This is a genomic window from Candidatus Woesearchaeota archaeon, assembly GCA_030651375.1.
Classification (GTDB): domain Archaea; phylum Nanobdellota; class Nanobdellia; order Woesearchaeales; family UBA12501; genus JAUSFM01.
On record JAUSFM010000009.1, the window covers coordinates 147,020 to 168,986 of the forward strand.

General features: G+C 46.9%; 27 protein-coding genes and 1 tRNA gene. 18 read left to right on the top strand and 10 right to left on the bottom strand.

Annotation, left to right across the window (positions count from 1 at the left end; genetic code table 11):
* Positions 1-79: 79 nt before the first annotated feature.
* The 3 genes from Q7R76_03080 (at position 80) to Q7R76_03090 (ending at position 1,735) form a co-directional block, all read left to right on the top strand.
* Positions 80-685, top strand: a complete 606-nt coding sequence (locus Q7R76_03080; protein ID MDO8642548.1) for a hypothetical protein — start codon at positions 80-82, stop codon at positions 683-685.
* Between the two features lie 72 nt (positions 686-757).
* Complete coding sequence (locus Q7R76_03085; protein ID MDO8642549.1) at positions 758-1,363, top strand: KEOPS complex kinase/ATPase Bud32; 606 nt, start codon at positions 758-760, stop codon at positions 1,361-1,363.
* A 105-nt stretch (positions 1,364-1,468) separates the two neighbouring features.
* Complete coding sequence (locus Q7R76_03090; GenBank protein ID MDO8642550.1) at positions 1,469-1,735, top strand: OadG family protein; 267 nt, start codon at positions 1,469-1,471, stop codon at positions 1,733-1,735.
* A 5-nt stretch (positions 1,736-1,740) separates the two neighbouring features.
* On the opposite strand, the gene Q7R76_03095 is transcribed toward Q7R76_03090, so the two are convergent.
* The 3 genes from Q7R76_03095 to Q7R76_03105 all read right to left on the bottom strand — a co-directional run bounded on the left by Q7R76_03095 (position 1,741) and on the right by Q7R76_03105 (position 3,173).
* A complete protein-coding gene (locus Q7R76_03095) occupies positions 1,741-2,514 on the bottom strand; it encodes a J domain-containing protein (protein MDO8642551.1) in 774 nt (257 codons plus the stop codon).
* Between the two features lie 51 nt (positions 2,515-2,565).
* Positions 2,566-3,009, bottom strand: a complete 444-nt coding sequence (locus Q7R76_03100) for a hypothetical protein (protein ID MDO8642552.1) — start codon at positions 3,007-3,009, stop codon at positions 2,566-2,568.
* A 49-nt stretch (positions 3,010-3,058) separates the two neighbouring features.
* Positions 3,059-3,173: transfer RNA gene (locus tag Q7R76_03105), tRNA-Phe, on the bottom strand.
* A 323-nt stretch (positions 3,174-3,496) separates the two neighbouring features.
* Here Q7R76_03105 and Q7R76_03110 point away from each other — a divergent pair.
* The 5 genes from Q7R76_03110 to Q7R76_03130 all read left to right on the top strand — a co-directional run bounded on the left by Q7R76_03110 (position 3,497) and on the right by Q7R76_03130 (position 6,945).
* Positions 3,497-4,489: an ATP-binding protein gene (locus Q7R76_03110; GenBank protein ID MDO8642553.1), complete on the top strand. Its 993-nt coding sequence runs from the start codon at positions 3,497-3,499 to the stop codon at positions 4,487-4,489.
* Positions 4,482-5,705, top strand: a complete 1,224-nt coding sequence (locus Q7R76_03115) for a VWA domain-containing protein (protein ID MDO8642554.1) — start codon at positions 4,482-4,484, stop codon at positions 5,703-5,705. The genes Q7R76_03110 and Q7R76_03115 overlap by 8 nt, the downstream gene beginning before the upstream one ends.
* Positions 5,706-5,737: 32 nt before the next feature.
* Positions 5,738-6,088, top strand: coding sequence for a hypothetical protein (locus Q7R76_03120; GenBank protein ID MDO8642555.1), 351 nt, complete (start codon positions 5,738-5,740; stop codon positions 6,086-6,088).
* A 25-nt stretch (positions 6,089-6,113) separates the two neighbouring features.
* Positions 6,114-6,308, top strand: coding sequence for a hypothetical protein (locus Q7R76_03125; protein MDO8642556.1), 195 nt, complete (start codon positions 6,114-6,116; stop codon positions 6,306-6,308).
* A 94-nt stretch (positions 6,309-6,402) separates the two neighbouring features.
* Positions 6,403-6,945 carry a hypothetical protein gene (locus tag Q7R76_03130; GenBank protein MDO8642557.1) on the top strand — a complete coding sequence of 181 codons (543 nt, stop codon included), beginning with the start codon at positions 6,403-6,405 and terminating at the stop codon, positions 6,943-6,945.
* A gap of 26 nt (positions 6,946-6,971) precedes the next feature.
* On the opposite strand, the gene Q7R76_03135 is transcribed toward Q7R76_03130, so the two are convergent.
* The 4 genes from Q7R76_03135 to Q7R76_03150 all read right to left on the bottom strand — a co-directional run bounded on the left by Q7R76_03135 (position 6,972) and on the right by Q7R76_03150 (position 9,380).
* Positions 6,972-7,592, bottom strand: a complete 621-nt coding sequence (locus Q7R76_03135) for a metallophosphoesterase (protein MDO8642558.1) — start codon at positions 7,590-7,592, stop codon at positions 6,972-6,974.
* On the bottom strand, positions 7,589-8,938 hold the full coding sequence (locus tag Q7R76_03140; protein MDO8642559.1) for a sodium-dependent transporter: 1,350 nt from the start codon (positions 8,936-8,938) through the stop codon (positions 7,589-7,591). The genes Q7R76_03135 and Q7R76_03140 overlap by 4 nt, the downstream gene beginning before the upstream one ends.
* Before the next feature lie 90 nt (positions 8,939-9,028).
* The gene (locus Q7R76_03145; protein MDO8642560.1) at positions 9,029-9,160 is read right to left on the bottom strand and encodes a hypothetical protein; all 132 of its coding nucleotides are present in this window, start codon (positions 9,158-9,160) and stop codon (positions 9,029-9,031) included.
* Positions 9,150-9,380: a hypothetical protein gene (locus Q7R76_03150; GenBank protein MDO8642561.1), complete on the bottom strand. Its 231-nt coding sequence runs from the start codon at positions 9,378-9,380 to the stop codon at positions 9,150-9,152. The genes Q7R76_03145 and Q7R76_03150 overlap by 11 nt, the downstream gene beginning before the upstream one ends.
* Before the next feature lie 143 nt (positions 9,381-9,523).
* Here Q7R76_03150 and Q7R76_03155 point away from each other — a divergent pair, with 143 nt between their 5' ends.
* Entirely contained in the window at positions 9,524-10,504 is a 981-nt protein-coding gene (locus Q7R76_03155) for a phosphate uptake regulator PhoU (GenBank protein MDO8642562.1), read from the top strand.
* On the opposite strand, the gene Q7R76_03160 is transcribed toward Q7R76_03155, so the two are convergent.
* The gene (locus tag Q7R76_03160) at positions 10,492-11,277 is read right to left on the bottom strand and encodes a PAC2 family protein (GenBank protein ID MDO8642563.1); all 786 of its coding nucleotides are present in this window, start codon (positions 11,275-11,277) and stop codon (positions 10,492-10,494) included. The genes Q7R76_03155 and Q7R76_03160 overlap by 13 nt on opposite strands.
* Positions 11,278-11,386: 109 nt before the next feature.
* Here Q7R76_03160 and Q7R76_03165 point away from each other — a divergent pair, with 109 nt between their 5' ends.
* The 5 genes from Q7R76_03165 to Q7R76_03185 all read left to right on the top strand — a co-directional run bounded on the left by Q7R76_03165 (position 11,387) and on the right by Q7R76_03185 (position 18,125).
* Positions 11,387-13,318, top strand: coding sequence for a VWA domain-containing protein (locus tag Q7R76_03165; GenBank protein ID MDO8642564.1), 1,932 nt, complete (start codon positions 11,387-11,389; stop codon positions 13,316-13,318).
* On the top strand, positions 13,318-15,825 hold the full coding sequence (locus Q7R76_03170; GenBank protein MDO8642565.1) for a VWA domain-containing protein: 2,508 nt from the start codon (positions 13,318-13,320) through the stop codon (positions 15,823-15,825). The genes Q7R76_03165 and Q7R76_03170 overlap by 1 nt, the downstream gene beginning before the upstream one ends.
* A gap of 47 nt (positions 15,826-15,872) precedes the next feature.
* The gene (locus tag Q7R76_03175; protein ID MDO8642566.1) at positions 15,873-16,685 is read left to right on the top strand and encodes an A/G-specific adenine glycosylase; all 813 of its coding nucleotides are present in this window, start codon (positions 15,873-15,875) and stop codon (positions 16,683-16,685) included.
* Positions 16,686-16,775: 90 nt separating this feature from the next.
* A complete protein-coding gene (locus tag Q7R76_03180) occupies positions 16,776-17,279 on the top strand; it encodes a hypothetical protein (GenBank protein MDO8642567.1) in 504 nt (167 codons plus the stop codon).
* Positions 17,280-17,315: 36 nt separating this feature from the next.
* Positions 17,316-18,125: a hypothetical protein gene (locus Q7R76_03185; GenBank protein MDO8642568.1), complete on the top strand. Its 810-nt coding sequence runs from the start codon at positions 17,316-17,318 to the stop codon at positions 18,123-18,125.
* Positions 18,126-18,143: 18 nt separating this feature from the next.
* Here the strand turns inward: Q7R76_03185 and Q7R76_03190 are convergent, their stop codons facing one another.
* A complete protein-coding gene (locus Q7R76_03190) occupies positions 18,144-18,758 on the bottom strand; it encodes a hypothetical protein (protein ID MDO8642569.1) in 615 nt (204 codons plus the stop codon).
* Positions 18,759-18,876: 118 nt separating this feature from the next.
* Between Q7R76_03190 and Q7R76_03195 the strand changes: the two genes are divergently transcribed.
* From Q7R76_03195 to Q7R76_03205, 3 genes are read left to right on the top strand one after another with little or no spacing between them, the layout of a single operon-like run.
* Positions 18,877-19,806 carry a MoxR family ATPase gene (locus tag Q7R76_03195; protein MDO8642570.1) on the top strand — a complete coding sequence of 310 codons (930 nt, stop codon included), beginning with the start codon at positions 18,877-18,879 and terminating at the stop codon, positions 19,804-19,806.
* Positions 19,807-19,861: 55 nt separating this feature from the next.
* Entirely contained in the window at positions 19,862-20,074 is a 213-nt protein-coding gene (locus Q7R76_03200; GenBank protein MDO8642571.1) for a hypothetical protein, read from the top strand.
* Positions 20,071-20,448 carry a PIN domain-containing protein gene (locus Q7R76_03205; protein ID MDO8642572.1) on the top strand — a complete coding sequence of 126 codons (378 nt, stop codon included), beginning with the start codon at positions 20,071-20,073 and terminating at the stop codon, positions 20,446-20,448. Before Q7R76_03200 ends, Q7R76_03205 begins: the two co-directional genes overlap by 4 nt.
* Here Q7R76_03205 and Q7R76_03210 read toward each other — a convergent pair.
* A complete protein-coding gene (locus tag Q7R76_03210) occupies positions 20,442-21,182 on the bottom strand; it encodes a helix-turn-helix domain-containing protein (GenBank protein MDO8642573.1) in 741 nt (246 codons plus the stop codon). The genes Q7R76_03205 and Q7R76_03210 overlap by 7 nt on opposite strands.
* Before the next feature lie 131 nt (positions 21,183-21,313).
* Between Q7R76_03210 and Q7R76_03215 the strand changes: the two genes are divergently transcribed.
* Positions 21,314-21,946 (top strand): hypothetical protein, encoded by a 633-nt coding sequence (locus tag Q7R76_03215; GenBank protein ID MDO8642574.1) that lies wholly within the window; start codon positions 21,314-21,316, stop codon positions 21,944-21,946.
* Positions 21,947-21,967: the final 21 nt, after the last annotated feature.

The window sequence follows — 21,967 nt, forward strand, 5'->3', positions numbered from 1 at the left end:
TTATTTTACTTTTCATTTCCAAAAACAATAAAAAGGACGTTGAAGAAAAAATATAAAAAAACTATAAAAAATATACCTGGTGAAACCTATGGACGTCAATTCATTTTTGGCCTCATTACAGGGTCTTACTGATCCGAAACAAGCGGTGCGTGCACTTGAAGACACGATTCGAAGTTCTATGCCTCGCATTCCTGTTGTTCCCGTAGATTCTGTCGAGTATGTTCACTCTCTTGATCGCCTTACAGGCGTTGAAAAAAAGGCTGCATACCAGAAAATTGAGGATGGCATTAAACTGTACGGTGAAGGAAAAGAATCAGCTGGCTTTGTCACCATTGCGCGCGCCTATGATGCACTTGGCGATGTTGAACACGCCGCATCATATCTTGAGGCAGCGTTTCTTGTTGCTCCTGAAGCTGATAAGCCCTCAGTACAGATTGCTCGAGCTGAATATGATTTTTACAATCGGCGCGACACCGTAGGCGTCCAAAAACCCCTTGAAGCTGCTCTTGCTATCTACCGAAATACAAACAACTCCGAACACGTTCGCCGCCAAGCAAGTGCATTGCTTTCTTCTGCACACGAGGAATTAATCGAAGATCCAGATGGCATGCCATTAAACGCTATTCCTGCTTTAGAACAATTTCTGGCTGAATCAGGGGCTGAATTACGGCCAACGCACGAGTAATAGATATTATTTTTTTCTTTTATCCAATTCTGAATAGCAAACATAATAAACCCCTGTTCTTTTCTTTTGTTTATGAACGATGTCATTTCACAAGGTGCCGAGGCAACCGTGTCCCGCACCGCCGACGGCGTGCTGAAACAGCGGCTCTCAAAATCATACAGACATCCGCAGATAGACCACTCATTACAGCAATTCAGAACCCGCCGCGAGGCAAAGGTTTTGTCAAAACTTGGCGACGTGGGATTTCCCGCGCCACGGCTCCACGCCATTGACGACGAGCGTCACGAACTTCTGATGAGTGCACTGCAAGGTCCCGTGATGCGTACCATCCTCAACGATAATCCGGTTGCGCACGGCGCTGAAATTGGCACCCTTATTGGCCGTCTCCACGCAGCGGGCATTGTGCATGGTGATTTGACCACGTCAAACATGATTCTCGCACAGAAAAAAATCCATCTCATTGACTTTGGATTGAGCGCGTTTTCCGAGACTGAAGAAGACCGCGCGGTTGATTTGCACGTGCTCCGCGAGGCGCTTGAGGCGAAACATTCAGAAGTATTCCGCCCGTGCTATGATTCAATCCTTGACGCCTACCAGAAAACACATCCCTTTGCAGCTGCAGTGCTGGAACGCCTGAAAAAGGTCGAGCTGCGCGGGAAGAATAAGAAGAATTACTAATCTGGTGTACCATTTCTCCACACTAACCACAATATTTATATACTAATATCATCAATTCTTGTCTTCCAATCATTCGTATAATCCAGCAAAAGGAGAGGTGAGCTTGTGATCAGCCGTCAAAATATCATCGCCGTTTTCATGGCACTGCTTCTGACTATTTTCCTTATTGGCTGCGTTCGGCAGGTTGAAAATAAAGAAACTCCTGCGCCCTCTTTGCCCGATTCTGCGCCGACCACAGAACCCGTGCCTGCTGATATCCCTGCAGTTCCTTCAGTTGATGAAACAGCAGCCATTGGTGATGAACCACTGCCCGGCGAGCCGCCGAGTGAACAAGAAGTCATTCTTGATGAACCTGCTAATTCGTCCTATTAACCTTTTTAGAATCCGCGAGCCCTGCGCACCAGTTTATACGCCTCTGTTGTCCGTTTAAATCTTGCTTCTTTTTCTGGGTCTTTCGAATGTCGGTCGGGATGTGTTTCCAGTGCAATCCTGCGGTAACTTGCTCTAATATCATCTGGTGATGCTGTTTCTGCAATGCCGAGACGGCTGTATGCTTGTTCCATAGTTATATCGACTGGTACGAGCTCTTTTCTCTTTTTCTCTCTATTTTTTTTACTTGGAATTGGCGCATGGAAGGGATTCACCTGATATGCTACTCCTGCAAGCCCGTCATAGTACTCCTTGGCCATTTCCCACCCTGCACTCGCTCTTGCACCATAGTTATTTATGGCCTCAGTGACCCCTAGTATGATATCTTTCAGATTAAACGCTTTGTTGAGCATTACACACGCAAACTCAAGGCCGTGCGCTATTCCTGCGGAATATATCCATGTCTTACCATTTTCAGCTGTCCATGCGCCAGAAAGAAAAGAGATATCTGCTGCAACAGCCGGCCATCGCAGATATAGGGTTCTCCATAATTGGAATGCATGGTGGCTTCCTAATTTCGCTTCTAACTCTTTTTGGGTATACCTCTGTTTAAAGAGTTTTTGCCTTGTTTTCTCTCCGGCTCGTGCAATATCAGCACCCAACCCGTAATGAAGTGTTGTAATGACAGGATGTTCCATTACCTGGTCAAAAAAATTACCTGCTCCATCTAAAAAATCATCAAATAAACAATACAGATCATCCGTTAAATCGTCAAGAGTCATTATTCCTAAAAAATAAATGATTATATTTAAACCCTTCGGTACCTTGCTTTTTCACAATCTTCTAAATATCAAATACAACCCAAACCCGATTTCAAATGCCACAAATACTGCCGTGAGCACAATAAACCATGTCTGGCCAGCGAGCGTCTGGAAGCCGTACAGTGATGCAAGAAGATAGCCAAACACCAGCGACAGCAGGTAATCCACGACGTAATAAATTGGCATGACAAACGCAATTGGCTCAAACCCGCCGGTCAAAAACCGGATGAACAACGCCAGATTAAACACCAGCCACACCATGCTCACATCAACAAACACATACGCGAGCATTTCATTCGGCGCAGGCGATGTCAGAATTACGACTTCAAATAACTTGACCAGCCCGTACACAATAACAAGCAGCGGGTACCATGCATACAGGCGCCGCTTCATGACCGGAAAATACTCCTTCAGATGGGCGTGATACAGGGGATGGTGCTTGAATGCGTGAGACATATCTGCTTTTGTAGTTTTAGAGTTTATAAAATTAGTCATAAAAAAGACACGGCGGCGCTGGGATATTCACCCATGCACATACTGTTGCATGAAGTTTGAACCCAGATAGCCGTTAGGCATCGAGGGATTCAGCCTCGTGCATTACCAGGTTATGCTACGCCGCCGTGAGTGTGAACGAAAGTTTTTTATATCAGTTTACTATGTGGTAATCTGGGATTCAGCTTTGTGCGTCAGGTTATGCGACGCCGTTTTTTTCTTCTTTTTTATTTCTCTAAGTGAATGTTCTTAATATGCCTTCCTGCAAAAAATCCGGAAAATTTCCGAATAGTTCGGAACCTTTTCGGCGGCGCCGGAAGATTTCCGAAAAAAGCATAGAAATCCGGACTAATTCCGGTTGTGTCGGAACACGAATTTTTTGTCGACTAAAAACCGGTTCTATTAAAACAACTACCAAAAGCTTAAATATCCGTGCTCCTGAACAAAGGCCATGCTCCTGAAAAATCTTATCAACGAACCATTTGACGACATCAAAGGGCAGAACAGCGTCAAGCAGCAGCTCAAGTCTGCCCTTCTTGCCAAACGCCACATCATCATTATTGGCCCGGCAGGCGTGGGAAAAACAACGCTGGCAAAAAATGTTGCGAAACTGTTGCCGGAACTCGCCGTCAACGCGTGCCCGTACCACTGCCTTCCATCAGCGCCGGTATGCCCCGAGTGCCGCGCACATACCACACAAAAAACAAAAAAAATCAGCGGCAGCCAGCGCTTTGTCAGAATCCAAGGAAGCCCCGACCTCACGGTCGAAGACCTGCTTGGTGACATTGACCCGGTCAAGGCACTGAAGTCTGGCGCGCTGAGTATCGAGGCGTTCACGCCGGGAAAAATCTTCAAAGCCAACAACGGCGTTCTTTTTTTTGACGAGTTGAACCGCTGCCCTGAAAAGCTGCAGAACGCGCTGCTCCAAGTCCTTGAAGAAGGCACGGCAACACTCGGTAGCTACGATGTTGAAATTCCTGCGCGCTTCATCTTCATTGGCACCATGAACCCGCAGGACAGCTCGACGGAAAAACTGTCCGATGTCCTGCTCGACCGTTTTGACATTATCCACATGAGCTATCCTGAAACGCACGCCGTCGAATCAGCAATTGTCGTCGAAAAAGGCCTCAAAAGTGAAGCAACTGTCCCGGTGCGTGTTCTTGATTTTATGGTCGGCTTTGTGCGCCTGCTGCGCGAGAATGAGAAGCTCGAAAAAGTGCCGGGTGTGCGCGGGAGCATCGGTCTGTATGAGCGCAGCCAGACCAACGCGCTGCTCGAAGGCAGAACAGCAGTGACATTTGACGACGTTCGCGCTGTTGCCGTATCTGTGCTTGCGCACAGAATAAAACTGAAGCCATCAGCTCAATACATCCAATCGCCGGAAGAGCTTGTCTCCGAAGAGCTCGAAAAGTTTTCTTCGGCTAAACGCGGTGGTGATGGGTAGTGTTCCTGAGCTTGAAGAAGACGACGAAAAAATAAAAAACGTGCCTGTTGCGCAGAAAGAGGCCATTAACGAATTGTTCGGCAAACTGAAGTCTGACCCTGAGCTCAACAAGCTCATGCATTCAGTGCTTGAAAACGACCAGACTTCTATTGAAAAAGGAAAAATTATTGAAGCGGCATTTAACCAGAGCATCGGCGCGTTTTCTCCCGATATCATGTTCGAGAAACTCGTGCGGGATTACCGCATGGCTGAGCAACTGTATGGTGAGCGTTTGATCCAGCTTCTTACTGGCTACGATCCAAATTACATCGAAAAAAATATCGGCATTCCTGAATTCCAACGGGAGATTAAGAAAAAACTCAAAGACACAGTTTCAGGGCTTCGTGCCAGCCAGCTGATTTCCAAGGACGGTACCGTTACGGACAAAGGTATCACGCTTGCCTCTCTTGTTATCTGCCTTGAAGAGCTTGATCGGCTCGTGCCAAAATCGTCGTGGGGCGAGCACGTGAGCGAAAAGAAAAATGTGTATGGCAGCAAGGCAGCCATCAAACCTTTTGCGAAACACGACCGATACCGCGACATCGCCATCAAAAAATCAATCACCACTGCCATTCGCCGCGGCCATGCTGTTCTGCATGAAAAAGATTTGAAATCATTTGAGCGCCAAAGTCGAGGCACATTTGAAATCATCTACGCAGTTGACGCGTCTGTTTCGATGAAAGGTGAAAAACTTTCTCACGCAAAAAAAGCAGGCGTTGCGTTGGCGTACAAGGCGATTCAGAACAAGGACAAGGTGGGGTTGATTTTATTTTCAGACGACGTTATCGCTGAAGTTCCTCCGTCTCTTGATTTCGTGCGGATTCTCTCGGTCCTGACATGCGTCAAGGCATCGCGCCAGACCAACATTGCACGGACTATTTTCAAGGCATGCGAATTGTTTGGCAGAAACGCGGCGAAGCATCTCATTATTCTTACCGACGCGCTGCCGACGGCAACAGCCAATAGCAGTGATCCTGAAAAAGAAACGATTGAGGCGGCGTGTGTTGCGGCGAATCAGGGCATTACCATTTCAGTCATCGGCCTTGGGCTGACGAAAGAAGGCGGCGCGCTTGCTCAAAAAATTGTTGAAGTGGGCAAGGGAAAATGTTATTCAGTCAAAAACACGAAAGAAGTTGACATGATTATACTTGAGGATTATAGAGGATTGAGAGAATAACTCTTTAAATACTCCCGTATCCTTATCCCATCATGCGCCTCTTTTTTGTGTGGTACAGTCTGGTTGTTGTTCTTCTGGTTAGTTTTCTCTTTGAGGTATTAATTCACCCAACTTTTTCATTGCTTTTTTTCGTCCGCCTTTTTCTTGTTGTCGCCGCGCTCATCGGCTCGTTTTTTGTGGTTGGGGCACAGCAGAAAAAACATACGGCGCATCAAACTGACTATGGGCGAATGAAAAATGGCCTGCTTGCCGAGCTTCAGAAAAAAAACGCCGAAATCAAGCGGCTGAAAGACGAACGCCAGATTTTCTTGAATGCAGCGGTAAAACAGGCGACAAAAACAGTAGAATTTTCAGAACGCCTCTCAAAAAACCACAAACCTTAAAAAGAACCCCCTTAGAATACCTTGTATGGGAAACACACTCTGGAGTAACCGGCACGACAAAACAATAGGGCGGAATCGCCTAAAACGGCCGAAGACGTTTAAGACGAGTGAAGCAGCGCATGCGTGGGCAAAGAAGCAGGGCATCAAAAGTTATGATGCGGTTGACATGCACCCTTCTGCAACGACCTACCACAAGTTTAGAGTTTTGGTAAAGAAGTAAGTTTTTGGTACGCGAGTAATTCTGAATGATTCTTTTTAACTCTTTTTAAGCATGTGCACAAAGTTTTTATATCTCTTCTTTTCTCATTCATTTCATGAGTCTTGACACGTATGCACAACTGTATTCTCAACAGCCCCATCTTGGTGATTGTTTATTGGGCGTTGGAGGAAATATCCAATTGCTCGAGCATTATCTCCCTGACTCGTTCAATCCATCATCAGCTACCCCTCGAGAGCTGTACAGACTAAGCGTCAATCTCAACAAAGCGATAGCTACGTTAGGCAGGCAGCTTAACGCATTACGTTTTCCAAAACCTGACAACAACTTCAACAAGGATACCATAACCTCAGCTCTTGAACAAGGAAAAAGATATCATCATATGATGGTTTCGTGGTTTGCTGATTTTCAGCCTGCACTGATTGGCTATGCAAAATACGGTTCAGATTCTTCCAAAGAGTCAGTCGTAGAAAAGTTTGGTGAGCTCCAACAGCAACATGTTCTTGGTGGTCTCGGATTTGTTATTAAAGTCCTCTTTGACTCGCGTGTTCATTTCTCTTCACCAGCAGAATGGGCTGCCTATAAATCAGAAGTAGATAGTCCAACTGTCCATGTCCGATCAGGCGATCCGCCCAACTAATCTTTTACTAATCTGTTCTACCCATCCTATTTAATCTCAAACAGCCGTCCATTCGGCCCTGGGTTCGCAACAACAACATCTTTTATTTTGTCCATCTGGCCGTTGCATTCATGAATGTGTCCGGCAAGAACGAGATAGAGCTGTTTGTGGTGTTCACGGATAAAAAAAGTGTAATCCTTGTTGCCGCAGTGCCCTCCACCTACTAAGTCAAGATTCGTGCCGTGGGGCGGACCGTGGAACAGCAGGACAACCTTGTCGTCTTTTTTTATTTTTTTGAATTGTTCTTTTCCCCAGCGGAGAAATGTTGTGTCCGTGAGCGCAAATCCGCCGCCGCCATAGCCCATAAAAACCGTATTTCCAAAGCGGCACATGGTGCGGTCAACCATGGTAATATTCTTGTACAGCGCGCTCTCTTTGCGCACGAGTGATGCAGATTCGTGGTTGCCATGTATGACGACAACAGGAATCCCAAGATCATTCATTTTTTTCAGCTGTGATTTCATCTTCTGGCCGAAAATCGTGAAATCACCACAACACACGGCAACATCAATCGGCAGTTTTTTTCTTTGTTCCTGCTGAATCACTTTTTGCAAGTGCTCCAACGGTTTCATGTTTCCATGCGTGTCGGTAAACGCGAGAATTTTCATGCGCCACCAACTCCCCGGATGAGAAGCACAGCAAGCACAACCGGTATCACCCACTGTATCCAGAAGATATACTGCGGTGGAATATGCCAATGGCCATCATTTATCATGCGGAGATATTCTTGCGGTTTCCATTTCCATGCAATAACCCAATACAACAGCAGGGCAGAAAACGGCAGATAATAGGTGCCCGTGAACCAGTCAATAGCGTCAAGGAACGGTTTTCCCGCAAGCGTAATTTTGTATCCAGCATAGCTTAGTGCCGACGGCAAACCCAAGAGAAGCACCAAGCCGGCGATGAGTTCAACTGCTTTTTTTCGCGTGTAGCCGCACGCGTCAATCAGGCCGGCGGCAACCACTTCGATCATTGACAATGTTGCGCCGAGCCCTGCGGCAAAAAGTACAAGGAAGAAAATAACAGCAAAGATATTCCCTCCAGTCATGTCGCCAAATATTTTTGGAAACACCACAAACGCAAGTTCAGGGCCCGAGCGCGGATCAATGCCGTACGCAAACACAAACGCGAATATCATGAGTCCGGCGAGAAACGCAACCAGCGTGTCAGCGATGGCAATCACCATAGCAGACAGCGGAATGCTGTCTTTGTGGTTTTCATAGCTTGCATACGTCAAATACACGCCATATCCAATAGAGAGCGAGAAAAACGCTTGGCCAACTGCTGCGAGCCACAGTGATGGATTTTTTGCTGCTTCAAGACTGGGCGTGAGGAAAAACAGAATTCCTTCGTATGCGTTCGGGAGCATGAGCGCGCGGATGAGAAGTATCAAGAGTGAGGCATACAACAAGGGAATTGTTATTTTACAAATTTGCTCAATGCCGCGCTGGATGCCGCGGGAGACCAGCCATGCCGTGCCCACAACAACAAGCACGAAAAAACCGACAGGGTAGAGCGTATGCGTAAACTCGCTGAACACCATCGGGCGGTTGATAAGGAAAAAAAGTGCGTACGCAAGTGTCCAACCGAGCACAACGGTGTAGTATGTTAGGATAACAAACGGCCCGGCAATGGCGATGAAACCAATGCTTCTTCCCCAGCGATGCAATTTTTGCAGCGTCGGAATGGTGGAATTCCTAAATTTTTTTCCCGCAGCAAGTTCAAGCATCAGCAACGGAATGCCGAAGAGCAAAATCACCAGAAGATATGGAATCAGAAACGCGCCGCCGCCGTGCTGTCCCGCGACATACGAGAACCGCCAGATGTTTCCCAAGCCAACCGCAGAGCCAATCGCTGCGAACAAAAATCCGAGATGGGTTTTCCAGTGCGTACGTTTCTTTGCGAGCCGGTGAACGCCGCTGCAAACTGTTCGAATATGGTGAAAGTGCGTCATCTCAGAATAGAATCTGGGTGAATGGTGTTTTTAAAGTTTCTTTTTTAAATCACCGCTCGATTTTTTCCCCACCCTGTTTCTTATAAAATCTTACAAAAAAGAAGAAATGAGATGGTACGACTGATGTGCAACACATTCGCCGTCATGCTCGTGGTGAGTGTGTGTTTTGTTCAGGTCGTTATGCACATCGGTCTGGATATCTCGCTCTGTTTTATCTAGCATCATCCCACCCGCGCATGAACGCAGCTTCTTCCGGCTGCATCTCGTCGTTGTCCAACAGCACGTCCCAGTTTTGTTCTGTGTCGTCAACTTCAAGGTATGATTCCTGCTCGGCGTTCAGCTCATTTTTTCGCGGCTTCCAGCGGAGCATGTGCTTGTGTGTCTGAAACAGCGGCCGTTGACCCCACAAGTGTTCGGGCACGCCTGCTTTTTCGATTCGCATACTCCCACCCCCTTCTTTTGTTCTACTGTTGTTCTATCCTCTTGTTCTATTTATGTGCTTGATAGAAACATTTATAATATATACTTTCTCTCTATATTATATATAGCTAGGTGGGGAGTATATCGTGCTGAAGAGGGTGCGCTATGGAAAGCAGAAAAATAATCGCGTTTGGCAGTTCGTCATTTGTCATCTCCCTGCCAAAGGCATGGATCAATCAAAACAAGCTGAAAAAAGGCGACGTGGTTCAGCTCGATGACAAAAAAACGGAATTGCTGGTCTATCCGACCAGAATCCAAAAAGACGAAGAGCCCAAGCACACGGTTATTCTCACTGATGACAAAGACCTCGATTACATTCGCACCAAAATTGTCTCATCGTATCTCAACGGCTACGGTGTTATCGACATCAAGGGCAGTCGGCTCGAACAGGACGCGGCGCACATCAAGACCATTCTCCGCAATCTGACAGGGCTTGAAATCATCCACCAATCCTCTGACAAAATCACGGCGAAAGACTTGCTTAACATCGGCGAAATAAATGTGGGCACGCTCATTCGCCGCATGGACAACATCGTGCGCTCGATGGTTATTGACGCCATCGACAGCCTGAACAAGGACCATTACACAAGCATTGTCGAGCGGGATATGGATCTGAACAGGCTCGCGTTTCTCGCATTTCGCGTTATCAAGGCCGCGCTCAGCGACAATGCGCTTGCAAAAAAACTAAATCTTTCAAACAGCGACCTTCTTCAGGACTGGCTGGTTGTTTCACGCCTCGAAAAAATCGGCGACCAGCAGAAGCGCATCGCGCGGCACCTCCGAAATGTTTCCATCCACAAAAAGCCAAAAGAAGAGCTCCACAAGATTTTGACGCTGATTCAAAACGACTACACCGACGTCATGACCGCGTATTATAAGAAAGACCTTGAGGCATCGTATCTGATTGACAACACGAACAGTGCGCGTATGCTTACTTGCAAAAATTATCTGGAAACAATTCGCGGCAATGAGCTCGTCGAAGTGGCGCGCACGATTGACCACGTCAAAAGCATGAGAACCGACATCAAGACGATTGCACGGGCGGTTATGGATGGCGAAACAACGAGCACCTCTCACCCAATATAACTCGTTTCAGTCACTTTATTCTTCTTCATCATCTGCGTGAGCTGGTCAGTGCGTTTCATGATTTCTTTTTCTACCTGCTGGATTTCCTCGTTCAGCGCTTTCAGGTTCATTTTCAGCTGTAATTTTTTTTCCAGCACCTTAAGAACTTCCTGGCTTCCTTTAACTCCCAAATAAAGAGGATGCGCGAATGTTTCAGCAAGCAGGCAGACGCCTTCAATATTTTTTTCTTTTGCCATGCCAATCAGCAGGCCCGTGGCGCCGATGATGGGTCCGACAATGCCATACAGTTTCGGTGAAACGGTGGTGCCTTTGATAAATTCCTGAACATATTTGTGGCTCGTGCCCGTGCACAGCACTTTCGGTTTCTGCGGCTCATCCTGCAGGCCGATGCCGCCGATGGCAATGAGCTCATAACACTTCAGTTCGACCATAAGGTTGAGCACGGTTTCAGAAAATTCATACGACGCGACTTCAGTGGTGGGCTGGATGTCACCAGCGAGAAACAGCAGGTCGCGCGCGCCGCCTTTTGTTTTTGCTTTGACATGATAAAATTCAATGCTCGGCAGTTCGACGAGGTTGTCTTCACGCACAAACACCGTGTGCGGCAGTGAATACGAAAAGAGCTCATAAATTTTTTTTGCCTTGAGCTCTTCAATCATAAAATCAACCGCAACTTTGCCGACGTTGCCAATGCCCGGAAGCCCTTCGATAAGGATTGGATTTTTTAATGCCGGCAGTTTCTTGACTGTTTGTTTTACTTTCCACGAAGTCATGTTCTGATTTGAGGCGGTTGAGTTTTTAAATGTTGTGTGGGTGCGGTGAGTGTTCCACAACAAACTTTAAATACCCTCATTCGCGTATCTCTAACCTAAAAGAGGCACCATGGCATTTCCACCTATTCAATTTGACAACCCCTTCGGCTGGTACGCGTTTTCCGGCGTTGCAGCCCTTGTGCTGCTCTACATGATCCGGCCGAAGATGATTGATGTCAAAATTCCCTCATTGATGTTTCTCATCAAACAGAAAGGCACCCGTGAAAAAAGCACGTTCCTTAAAAAGTTCACCACCAATGTTCTTTTTTTCCTGCAATTGATGCTGATCGCGCTTCTCGCCGCAGCTGCGACATCGCCGCTGATTTCCACAACGTATGACTCCACTGCGGAAAATACCATTATTGTGCTCGACGTGTCCGCCTCAATGCAGACAAAGGATGACAACGGCGTGCGGTTTGACACTGCGATAAAAACAGCAGCCGACTATGTGCGCGGCACGACGTCAATCATCCTCGCTGAAAGCGTGCCCCTTATTGTGTTGGACAAGGGCAGTGAAAGCAAAGCGCGCGACATTCTTTCACACCTCAACCCAAAAGAGACCAGCACGAATATCGGTGATTCGATGATTCTGGCAAATGACCTTGTCGGTGGAACAGGACAGTCCCAGCTCGATGGCCGTGTCATTGTCATCAGCGATTTCATGTGGACCGAGGGCGCTGACCCTGAAGTTATCAAAACAATGCTTGAATCCAGGGGCCTTGTGGTTGATTTCGTGAATGTTGCTGAAGATGCAGGAAAAAAGAAAAGCGCTCCGGGAAACATAGGATTTACCGATATGAACATTGGCAATCTTGAAACATCCATCACCATAAAAAATTATTTTGATGCAGACAAGGATGTTGTTGTCGAGGTAAAAAATGAAGATGGCGCGGCAAAGGCATTTTCCAAGCGGGTTCTTGCCCATTCCCTTGAAACACTCTCTTTTCCGACCATGGGCGGCGTGACCGTTGCCACGCTGAAAAACGCGCCGGGCTCTGACGCGCTTTCCGCAGACACGCTCGCCGCAGACAATTATCTTTTCATTAGCAACCCGAAAAAGGGTGGCATCAAAGTGCTCATCATTTCCAACAAGCCGAGCAAATTCCTCAAGACTGCATTTGAAGCATCCGGCGATGTCGTGGTTACCGAGTCAGAGCCACCCATCATTCCCCGTATCACACCAGAGGCATACGACATTGTTGTTTTTAATAAGGTTGACCCAAACAAAATTCTGACCGGCACCGTTGACGAACTACGCGCCTTTGTGCGGAGCGGCAAGTCATTCATTGGCACGTATCAGGAAGACCTCAGCGCGCTGAAGCTCAACGAACTTCTTCCGGTCACGCTGAAGCAAACATTCGGCGAATCGACGGTTGGAAAAGCAGTTGAAAACCAATTCACCAAAGATGTTGAATTCGGCTCGGTGAAGGCGCATTACGGCGCAGAAGCAGACAACGCGACCATTGTTCTCGCCACCGCGACCACCAGCGGCGCTCCGCTCATTGCGCTGAAAACCTACACTCCCGAAGGCAGCAGAACCGGCGCCAGCAACAACGGAAAAGTGATGTACTACGGCATTGACGACATCGAGAGCGATTTCAAAAATGCGCCTTCCTATCCAATTTTCTGGAATGGCATTCTCAACTTTATGGTGGGCGTGGAAAGCCTCAACAACTTCAACCACAAGACTGGAAAAATCTTTGCGTTCGACAACGAAATTCCCATCCAGACGCCGCACGCTGGCATTACGACGTCAAAACTCATCATGGACAATGCAGGAATCTACATTATCAATGGCGTGAAACACGCAGCGAATCTGGTGGACGAAAAAGAATCAGACGTGTACCAGACCGTGTCATTTAAAACTCTTACTGCTGATTCATACACACCAAAAAAAATTATCAAGGAAAAACAGGTCAGCCTTGAATTGTACTTGCTCATTGGCGCGCTGGCGTTTTTGCTTTTGGAGCTCCTCTATTCAAAATATCGGGGTGACTTTTAATGGCGCTCAATGAAACCGTTGCAGTACTAAGCGAACAGTTGCAGCATGTCAAAATAGTTGAAGGCCTGCGTTTTCTTGCGCTCGAATATATCAAAAAATTTCCCCTGAAATACCCGTATGTGCTCGGCTTTGTGCTCGCTGCAATACTCGTTTTCATGATTATCATCTACACTAATTTTGTTCGTTTCCCGACACGCGAAGAGAAAAAAGACTACAAAAAACAACTGCGTTTCTTCCGTTTTTTTATCGTCATCACGCGCTCTATCACTCTGCTCTTGCTTTTTGTCGCGCTCGCCGCTCCGTACACTTTCAAAGAAAAACAGATTGAAGGCGAGCCGGCAATTCTCGTGCTCTCTGATGCATCGACCTCATTCCAACTTCTTGACCCTTCGCTCACGATTGCAAAAGACCTGAAATCAAAACTGGAAAAGCGCGTTCCGACGTCAAGCGTTGACATTGCTTCCGGACTCCGTTCACCGATTGGTGACGGCATTTTGGGGGCGCTCCACGGTGATGACAGTGTTATTGTTGTTTCAGATGGCTATGCAAACTACGGCCGTGACCTTGGCGATGTTCTGTTGCTTGCATCAAAACTGAACACGACCATCAATGCGCTTGACCTTGCGCCGCAGCGCGCAGACACATCTGTTACTATTCAGGGGCCTGGAGGTGCAATTCTCGGAAGTGACATTGATCTGGTTGTTTCTGTTTCACAAGTTGGCAGCGTTGTGCCCTACAAAATTATTGTTGATATCGACGGCATTCCCGTCATTACAGCGCAGCCAACCGGCTCAAGTGTTTTTCCAATCGCCAAAAAGCTCGAACAGGGGCCGCATAAAATAACCGCAACACTGGTCATTGACTCGAACTATGATTCCTTTTCACAAAACAACGTGTTCTATAAAACCGTTCATGTGCTTCCCAAGCCGCACGTGTTATTTGTTGCGCCGCCGGCAACGCCGCTGACTGCAAAATTGCAGGAGTTGTACGAGGTTACGGTTGTTGAGCCGGCGAGCAGCGGCCAATACTTTTCGTCGCCTGAAGCCTTGATGCCGTATGCTGCTATTATTGTTGACAATGTTGCAGCAGGGGCGATGAATTCTGATCAGGTCAGCATTCTGACTGATTATGTGACTGACGGCGGCGGATTGTTTGTGGTTGGCGGCGAAAATAGTTTTGACCTCGGCAGCTACAAGGATTCCGTGCTTGAGCTTTTGCTGCCGGTGAAGAGTGGTAAGGGCGAAAAAAAGCCGGATGACAAATCAAACGTCGTCATTGTTATTGATATTTCAGGTAGTACCGGCGCAGGATTTGGCCCTGACGGCACAAAAGCGGTTGATGTTGAAAAAGCGCTCGCGGTCAAAGTGCTTGATGATATTACCGACAAAGATCGGGTTGGTGTGGTTGCCTTCAATTCTCAAGCGTTCCAAATTTCTCCGGTCACGCCGCTCAAAGACAAAAAGCAGGAACTTATTTCGATGATATCATCGCTCAAAGACGGCGGCGGAACCAACGTCATGGCTGGCATCATAGAAGCAGAACGCATGCTCATCAACATTCAGGGAAGCAATAACATAATCCTCATTTCCGATGGTGTGACCACTAAATCAGTGGAGGCGCTTGCACGAATTAAAATGGCGCAGTTGGGCGGCATCAAAACCTACGCCGTTGGTGTCGGCGGCAAGACCAACGAAAAATTCATGTCAGAGGCAGCAAATGTTGGCGGCGGAATTTATTTCCAGCCATCACAGGAGCAGCACCTAAAAATTCTTTTTGGCGATCCTGAAGACAAAAAAGGCCTCACGCTTACGGTACTCAATGAAAATCATTTTATCACCAAAGAGCTGACGCTGAGCGGCGAAGTGACCGGCTTCAACCAAGTCGTTCCCAAGTCCAGCGCAAATATGCTCATCACCACTGCTGCGGGCGATCCTTTAGTGACCGTCTGGCGATTCGGCTTGGGCCGCGTTGCGGCGCTGTCGACGGATGACGGTCACCAGTGGGGTGCGGCATTGCTGTCTGCACAGAACGCAAAAGTGTTTACTCGCATCATCAACTGGGTTATCGGTGACCCAAGCAAGACGCGCGGCTTTGGGGTGTTCACCGAAGATATCCGGCTGGGCGACAGCGGTGACATCACCTTGCGAAGCGACAAGGTTCCCCATTCTGACAAATTCCCCTTTGAAAAAATTGACACAAACACGTATCGTGCAAGCTTCACGCCGCGCGATATCGGCTTCTACGACGCGCTGGGCAACGTCATCGCCGTGAGCTATCCCAGCGAATACGAAAAGCTCGGTATCAACCCTGACCTCAAAAATTTGGTGTCAGTCACCGGTGGCGAGATGTTCACGAAAGACGACGTTGACAGCATTGTCGAAAAGGCAATTTCGACGTCAAAACGCAAAGAGACGCAGGAAACATCACTCCGCTGGCCCTTTTTGATGGCTGCGCTCGTGGTGTTTTTGTTTGAGGTGCTGGTGCGGAAGATACGGGAGAATATGTGACCAGTAGGCAGTAGGTTGTTGGGAGTCGATGGTCGTTGGTGGTGGCTATGCATGATGTTCATTCCTTCCAAAAAATCGTTCAGAAGCACTACAAAGAAAACGGCCGCGACCTGCCGTGGCGCCAGACAACTGACCCGTATCAAATTGTTGTTTCAGAAGTAATGCTCCAGCAGACGCAGGTTGACCGCGTGGTGAAAAAGTATGCAGAATTTGTTGCGCACTTTCCTGATTTTTCTTCGCTCGCCGCAGCGTCAGTTGGTGATGTGCTGCGCGCATGGCAGGGGTTGGGGTACAACCGGCGCGGGCTCATGCTGAAACAACTTGCCGAGACGGTTGTTGAAAAATACAGCAGCACACTTCCGAACGATCCTGCTCTTCTCGAAGAACTTCCGGGCATCGGTCCTGCAACCGCACAGTCGATTTGCGCGTTTGCCTTCAACGTGCCCGTTGTTTTTATTGAAACCAACATTCGCACCGTATTTATCCATCACTTTTTCAAGAACCGGAACAAGGAAAAAAAGGTGAGCGATGACGAGTTGCTTCCCTTGGTTGAAAAAACACTTGACAAAAAAAATCCGCGGCAGTGGTACAACGCGCTGATGGACTACGGCACCTTTTTGAAAAAAGAATTTGGGAACGCAAACGTTCGCAGCGCACAGTACGCTCGGCAAAGCAAATTTGAAGGCTCCAATCGGCAGGTGCGGGGCAGAATTCTGAAAGTATTAAGCACAGGTGCGCTTCGCCGGGCAGATCTTATCAAGAACGTCGGCCTTGCGCCGGAAAAAATCCGTAAAAACCTTATTCAATTACACAGCGAGGGGTTTCTTCGGGAAGAGCGCGGCATTGTTTCACTGGCATGAACTTTTTAAACCCTTTTTAAACCCGTCACGGTAAACTATATAAAGGGGCTCATCTCTGTCAACAGTATCAAAATCTTCACCGGGGAAACCATGGCCTACATCCGAAAAAACGTCAATCTTTTTTTGCTGCTGCTGCTCGTTGCCATTGTCGGTGCGGTTGCCGGCCTTTCTACCTATTACCAAATGACCTACAAAAATTTGTCCGTCAACTACGAAAACAAAATCAATGAAATCAGTGGCCTTGTGACTGATTTGCAGGTGCACCGCGAAAAGTTATCAGAAAAAGAACAAGCCCTGCAGGCAGAACAGCAGCGCGAGCAGGAACTTACCGGCCATTATGGCGAAATTAAGAACGAAAAAGAACAGCTTGCTGGCGACCTGCAAAAAAAGGGACAAGAGCTTGACGACACGGTTGGAAAGTTGCAGGCAAAAACTGCCGAGGCCAACAAAGCGACCTATGACCTGAGTCTTGCCCAGCAGCAAATTGAGCAGTTGAACGGGCAGGTAAGAAAATTCCAGAGCGAGGCAGCGACGTATCGCAGCAGCTGGCAGGCGTGTCAAGACCAGATTAACAGCCAACCGGCGGCATCATAAACTAATACTGTGACGTCATAAAAACTAAGGGGTACCATGCGCGGCTTTCAAAAAGTGGTGGATGAAATACGCTGGAGCGTTGCTCAGGTACTGCTGATTCCAACGCTGCTGAACGGCGTGATTGCGTTTCTTCTTTTTTATACTGTTCTTTCGTACTTCAATTTTTATCCGATGCTCTCATTTGTTCCAGCAGTGCTCATCGTCATCTACCAAACCGTACAGTTTCTGCGCATTGACAAAATCAAGCTCGTCGAACGGTACTACCCTGCGCTGCATGAAAAGCTGCGCACCGCAGCAGACTATGCAAACCAATCCGACATCATGGTTGATGAGCTCCATAAAGAAGTGCTCCACGACGTGCGCGACGTGGCAACATCCGCATTTCTAAGCAGGACTAACCTTGCGAAAAAAACATTCGCCGTCATTCTCTTATCATTTGTCCTCTTGTCCATCACTCACTTCAACCTTGATTCTGAATCCCTCAAGCTGAAAATCAAGGAAAAAATCGCGCAGGCCATTGACAAGGCGCTGGTGGAAAAGGGTGATAGCATTTTCAACAACACGCTCGAGCAGCGCGGCGGCTCGGGCGTCGGCGTCGGCATCAACACCGATATTTTCGGCAAGCAAAATCTGGCGAAACTCGGCGATGAACAGCTCGATGTTCTTATTAATCCGGCGAGCGTTGAGTTCAAAATCGGCAAAATTGAAGACCCAGAAAAAAAAGATTTCCAGTCAGTATTCCCCACCGATGTCTACCTTGAACAGTCAAAGAGCTACGAAGAAAAAATTCCTAAAGAACAGCAGGAACTGGTGAAGAAATATTTTAAGGAACTGGGCAAGGGATGATTTTTATATACTCATTTTTTACATAATAATTCCGCCCCAGTGTTCCCTCGACCAGGGCGGCACATATGTTTCTCGTTCTGCTTGTCGATGCATCTCATCTAATCCATCTAATCTCTGTTGGGTTCGCACAATACTTTCTTGTGATAGCCGAAGTGAACGGACATGTTCTCTTTTTGGATTTTCATGAAGTTCCAGTTTTGCTTTTCCACGTTTGTAACACCGAAGTGCACATTCATAATCTTTCGTTGTTTCTGCAATCTCTCCTTCAATACAGTCAAACTGCCCATTGCGTGGATCGATGTGTTGTGCTCTATTAATATGAATTTGTGCGTTATGGGACATGTTCAACACGAGTAATGTTGTTGCATAATCACCGTGATAGTCCGCATTTCCCGGCTCTTTTGTAATCGCCTCTTCAAAATAAGTAATAGTTTCACTGTTCCTGTTTCGTGCAGCAAGCGCCAGGGCAAGATGATACGCGGTTCTTCCTTTGCTTCCATTACTGTTGTATGCAAGGCGCGCAAGAGCAAGCACCCGTTTGCTTAGTTCTTGATCCCGCTCTGCGAGCTTTTTTTCGTAGAGTTCTCGCAGGCCTTCTTCAGTGGCATCAATTATCTGTTGGAGGGTGAACATGAACGGTGAATCTTGTTGGTTATTTAAAAATATACTTCTTTTTTGCAGGGGAACCACAACATTAAAAAACCACAACCATTATAAATATCCAAATTACAGAGCATTAAAAGGGGTCACCATGAAAAATTACGAAAAGCTCTTTGAAGGCATGCTGGCGCAGATCAACAAGGTCATTATCGGCCAGGATGAGATGATTGAGCAGCTTCTTGTTGGCATTCTTTGCAATTCAAATGTTCTTATTGAAGGATATCCCGGCCTTGCCAAGACGCTGACCATAAAAACTCTCGCTCAAGTAATGGACCTCTCATTTTCCCGTATACAAAACACGCCTGACCTAATGCCGTCCGACATCACCGGAACATACATCATCGAAGAGGTGGGCGGTAAGCGCCAGTTCAAATTTCAGAAAGGGCCTATTTTTGCAAATATCGTGCTTGCCGACGAAATAAACCGCGCGACACCCAAGACCCAATCAGCGTTGCTTGAAGCAATGCAGGAAAAACAAGTGACCGTTGGCAACACCACGTTCAAGCTTGATCTTCCGTTCTTTGTTCTTGCAACACAAAACCCGATTGAACAGGAAGGAACCTACCCTTTGCCTGAAGCGCAGGCCGACCGTTTCCTGCTCAAAATTAAAATGGGCTACCCCAAATTTGACGACGAAGTGCGCATTGTTGACCGGTACACATCCGAGGAAGAGCCGCCGAAATTGCCGGCGATTATTGACGCAAAAACATTGTTCGCGCTCCAGAATCTCGCGCGCCGCGTGCCAATCGCAACCGATCTAAAAAACAAAATTGTCAAGCTTGTTGCCATCACGCGCACGCAGAAAAACCTACTGGAATATGGTGCATCACCGCGCGCAAGTATCGGCTTGGTTCTCGCGGCAAAAGCGCACGCGCTCTTGAAAGGGCGGGCGCATGTTGCCAGCGAAGACATCGTGAAGATGGCGTATCCAGTCCTGCGGCACAGAATCATTCTTAACTTTGACGCCGAACGCAAGGGCATGACGACGGATGACGTGGTGACAGAATTGCTGAGTAAGTGAATTTTTCTTTCTCCAAGCGAAAACTATTTATATAAGTTATAATACATTATAATGCATGGCAGAACTCCTAACCGTCAAAGTGCGAAAGATAGGAACATCCCTCGGCGTCCTGCTTCCAAAAAAGCAGTTGGAGGCAGCAAACGTTAATGCAGGAGACGAATTGGAAATAGCCATTCTTCCCCACAAAAAAGACCTCTCTGGTTTTGGCATGGCCAAAGGCTTTATGCTCCCTTTTGTACGAGATAAGAAAGACCGTGCATTTTCATGAAGCTGTTTGATACCTCCGTGTGGATTGAATTTTTCAAAGGGTCCCCCTCCGGAGAACAGGTCAAATTAATTCTGCAAAAAGAACAGGTGTATACCAGCACTATAACCCTTGCTGAAATTTCCCGCTGGGCGCATGATAATTCCGGAGATATTCACCAGATTGTTCGGCATATTAAAAAAAATTCAGTGCTTATTCCCCTTGAGGAACCAATCCTCATCGAATGCGGAAAACAATATACCTCGTTACGAAAAATAAAGCCGAAAATGGGAATGATTGACATGCTTATCTATTTCAGCGCCCTTTTTCATGGATTGGATGTTTTGACAACGGATTCTGATTTTAAAGGACTGCCATCGGTTGAAATGCTTCAGTAATCTTTGCCAGCAGTATTTTGTGCAGTATTCCACATCATCATAAAAAACTGGTCATACGATTCAGCCGCTTCTTTCTGATGGATGATAACCCCAAGCGGTTTGTCAGTCCAGATAATGATGGCAACCTTGTCGTTGCGGATGATTGTTTCGGTCAGCGGCTCAAATCCAGCTTTTGTGTACCGTACCTCTACCTTCGGGTATTTTACTTCTGCTTTCCAGTGCGCGAGCGATTCGTTGAACATCAATTTTGCAGTGATTCCTTTTTGTGATCGTTTTTTATGGTAGCTTACCCACCATGCATCTCCCAGCATAAGAGATTTTGCCGTTGAGCCGAACGTGTGGTGTTCCTTGCCGCCGGCTTCGAGAAGTTCCAACAATAGTTGTTTAATTCCCTTGATGCCTCTAAACGTGATGATCTCTGGTTTTGCTTTGGCGAATTGTTGTTTGAGAAGAAGCTCAGGCAGGATTTCTTCAAATCGTTCTTTTTTTTGGTTGAGAAATTCAATAATATGTTTTGGATTTGCCGCCTGATACTGGTTGCGCTTGCCTTCTTTGACGAATGAGACAAACCCTTTCTCAACCAGCTTGTTCAGCGTCATGTGGACGACGGAGTTTTGGAGGCCAGTCTTGTCAAGTATTGGCCCTGCGGATGCCGTGCCGAGCTCTAGTAAGGCGAGATAGACCTTGATTTCCGCGTTGGTCAGGCCGATATCTTCGAGGATTTTTGTGTCCATATACTCCTCGATGGCGCTGTTGTATTTAAATCTTTCTTTTATCCTCCAATATTGGAGGACAATAATTTATATAGGTGCACATTGTTACTATTGAGTAATAATGATTAAATAAACTGGTGGGAGGAATCAAAATGAACTTTAAAAAATATTTAGTAAGCGCACTAGCGGCCTGCGAACTAGCTTTGGCACCAATAGCATCAGCTAAAGCAGCAGATGGAAGTATAGAAGCAATGTGTGGAGACAAACAATGTGTTCAGGATATAAAATCAAGCGGCTCTTTAACACCAACAATAGGAATTTTTGCGAGAGAAATAACTACAGTAGATTATACTAACCAAGTAGGAAATTTCGGTTTAGCGGATTTGACTCATAACGTTGTAGGTGGATTGGATGCTGTAACAGAAATTCAATATGTTCCTAACTTAGGGGCGCTACCCCGCGCAGGGGTGCAGTATTTCCGATCGGTAGGAGACGTTAGTGTGTATGCTTTAGCTACATCGAGCCTTACCAACCCAGTTTATGGCGAAGCTTTGGTAAATGTAAGTTATACACCTGCATTAACACCTGACTTAAGATTAATCCTTCGTCTTGAAGACGTTACCGATTTAAGTTCCAAAGGACATGACTTCAGTAAACAACGGCTCAGAGCAGGAGTGACAATTAGTGATAAACTTCAGTTAGGAGCTGCTGGAGACATCGTTGAGATTGGAAATTCCAGCAAACCTACTTACAATCTGGGCGGATTCGCAGGGTTGAAATTTTAATTTTTTTATTTTTTCAGATTC